Source organism: Sphingomonas populi, assembly GCF_004208535.1.
GTDB lineage: Bacteria > Pseudomonadota > Alphaproteobacteria > Sphingomonadales > Sphingomonadaceae > Sphingomonas > Sphingomonas populi.
In genome coordinates this window covers 1-2,261 of sequence record NZ_SGIS01000119.1, presented here as the reverse complement: position 1 = coordinate 2,261, position 2,261 = coordinate 1, and the positions used below count along the sequence as shown (strand labels likewise).

General features: G+C 57.1%; 2 protein-coding genes. Both read right to left on the bottom strand.

From position 1 onward, the window contains the following. Nucleotides 1–287: 287 nt before the first annotated feature. Entirely contained in the window at nucleotides 288–431 is a 144-nt protein-coding gene (locus tag EWE75_RS25230) for a hypothetical protein (protein ID WP_165388530.1), read from the bottom strand. A 100-nt stretch (nucleotides 432–531) separates the two neighbouring features. After that, on the bottom strand, nucleotides 532–2,070 hold the full coding sequence (locus EWE75_RS24305; RefSeq protein ID WP_231708553.1) for a PAS domain S-box protein: 1,539 nt from the start codon (nucleotides 2,068–2,070) through the stop codon (nucleotides 532–534). Between the last annotated feature and the right edge of the window lie 191 nt (nucleotides 2,071–2,261).

Below are 2,261 nucleotides of genomic sequence, written 5' to 3'. Positions count from 1 at the left end.
GGATTGAATTTTGAGAAGCGGCCGGGATGCCAAAGCAAACTGGCAAAGCGGCTGGAAACTAACATGGCGAGTAACGTTTATGGCCTTGCCACAGTCGTCCTCCGGCTGCGGCCGGCCCGTCCTTGCTACCCTGTGGGGGCGGGCCGTTGTCCCTTCCTCACAGAGATAGGGACGGAGGCTTTTCGGCAAAGTGAACAGCGCGCTCTCGGTACTTTGTGAGAGGAATGCTGCAAAGGCGAACGGCCGTCGTCCCGAACCGCCTACGCCTCAGGCCCTGACCATGAATTTCAGTGCTTCACTATCGGGATCACGTCGATAGCCGAAGCGAGTAGCGCACCTACCACGGTAAGGCCGAGTTGGTCGGCAAGTTGCAGCAAAACCTCCAAATCGTCTTTCAAATCCTGGGCGGTTAGTGGGGCATCGCTGCTCATCCGGTCAGCGTACCTATCCCAACCTAACGGTGTCGATAGTACGAATGCGTAAGAATGCCTGTCATTTATACCACGCGTCTGGGTGCCGGAGAATGGCGGTTTAGCGCTGCTCCTCGGTCCGATCGCTTCCTTCGTTGTCGTTATCGTTTTCAGCAGTGTCGATCAGCGGCGCAACCGCTTCAAATTCCACGCCATGTGGTAGGTACGAAACCTTGGCTGTGCCCCCGGTATCGTGTGCCAACACCCGCTGAATCAGGTGCGACCCAAAGCTGGTACGCGTGGGCGGCTCTACCGGTGGACCACCGGACTCAACCCACGTCAGATGCAGATGGTGCGGATGCCAGCCATCAACCACCTTCCAACCTATGTCGACTATCCCCTCGGCGTTTGAAAGCGCTCCGTATTTGCTCGCGTTGGTCGCGAGTTCGTGAAGCGCCAGCGCGAACGCCACAACAAGGCGGGGAGGAAGGCGAAGGTCGTCGCCCTCAATCCGAAAACGTTGGCCATCCTCGACGCCGAACGGTGCCAAGGTGCGATCGATGAGCGCGCGTAACGATGCGCTTTCAAACTGTCCGTTGATTAGAAGATCATTTGCAGACGACATTGCCTGGATACGCGCCTCCAGCGTCGTACCGGCGTCCTCGACCGATGTCGCTCGGCGCATCGTCTGGGACACGATCGCCTGCAAAGACGCGAGGGTGTTTTTGACGCGATGGCTGAGCTCGTTAGCTAGCAGGGCACGATGCTCCTCCGCCCTCTTACGATCCGTCACGTCCTGCGCGGTGCCAACGATCGCTAGAGGTGTTCCATCAGCGCGATAGCTCGCCTGCCCTCTCATCTGGACCCAACGCTCTTCGCCAGCTGGCGTCTGCACCCGATACTCAATATCAAGCAACGATCGATCGCGTACCGCTTCCTGGACAGCCTCGACCTTCATCAGTCGATCGTCCGGATATATCGCTTCCTTTAGCTCGCGGACCGTTAGGGATTCCGCGGGCTTGCGACCCAGAATCTTCTTGAACTCTGCCGATGCGGTTAGCCGCTGAGTATCAATATTAAAACTCCAAGCCCCAAGCCGACCAGCGTCTAAAGCGAACTGAAGCCGCTGTTCGCTGTCCTGAAGCTCAGTGATCCGGCGTGCGACCTCCGTCTCCAAGCCGTCTCGATCACGCTGGAGATTGACCAGACGTTCACGCTCAAGCGTTACGTCGTACTGAGACGCAAAGAAGTAGAGCAGGTTCCCGTCATTGTTGAAGACAGGCGAAACCAGCAGCCTATTCCAAAAATGCGTGCCGTCTTTTTTGTAATTCAAAAGATCAAGCTCGATCGCTTCCCGCGCAGCTATTGCGTCCCGGATACGACCAACATCGTCCATGTCGGTGTCCTGCCCCTGCAAAAAGCGGCAGTTGCGGCCCATGATTTCGCTGCGATCGTAACCCGTCAGCTTTCCGAAGGCATCGTTGACGAAGACGATCGGATTATCAGGTAGCCGGGGGTCAGTGATAATCATCGGCATCCGCGTCGCGCGGACAGCCGACGCAAAAGGATCAGAGCCGTTATCATCTCGCGTCAGTTCGCGAACGATCCGCGCTTCTTCCTGTATATCTCGCACATGTTGCTCCGCTTGCGCGGCCAACAAGCCTTTATCTCGTTGAACGCGCCATCTTTTTCAGCCTTTTAACGGCGGTAGGTCAGGATAGCTACCGTGACGAAACTACTAGGATTCGGTACTTTGTGCCCCAGTTTGCCAAGCAGTCGCCGTTACGCCTGACCGGCAGCGGCCTGGACGTACTGCGGTCCCGACAGCAGAAATTAGCGTGGGAAGTGGCA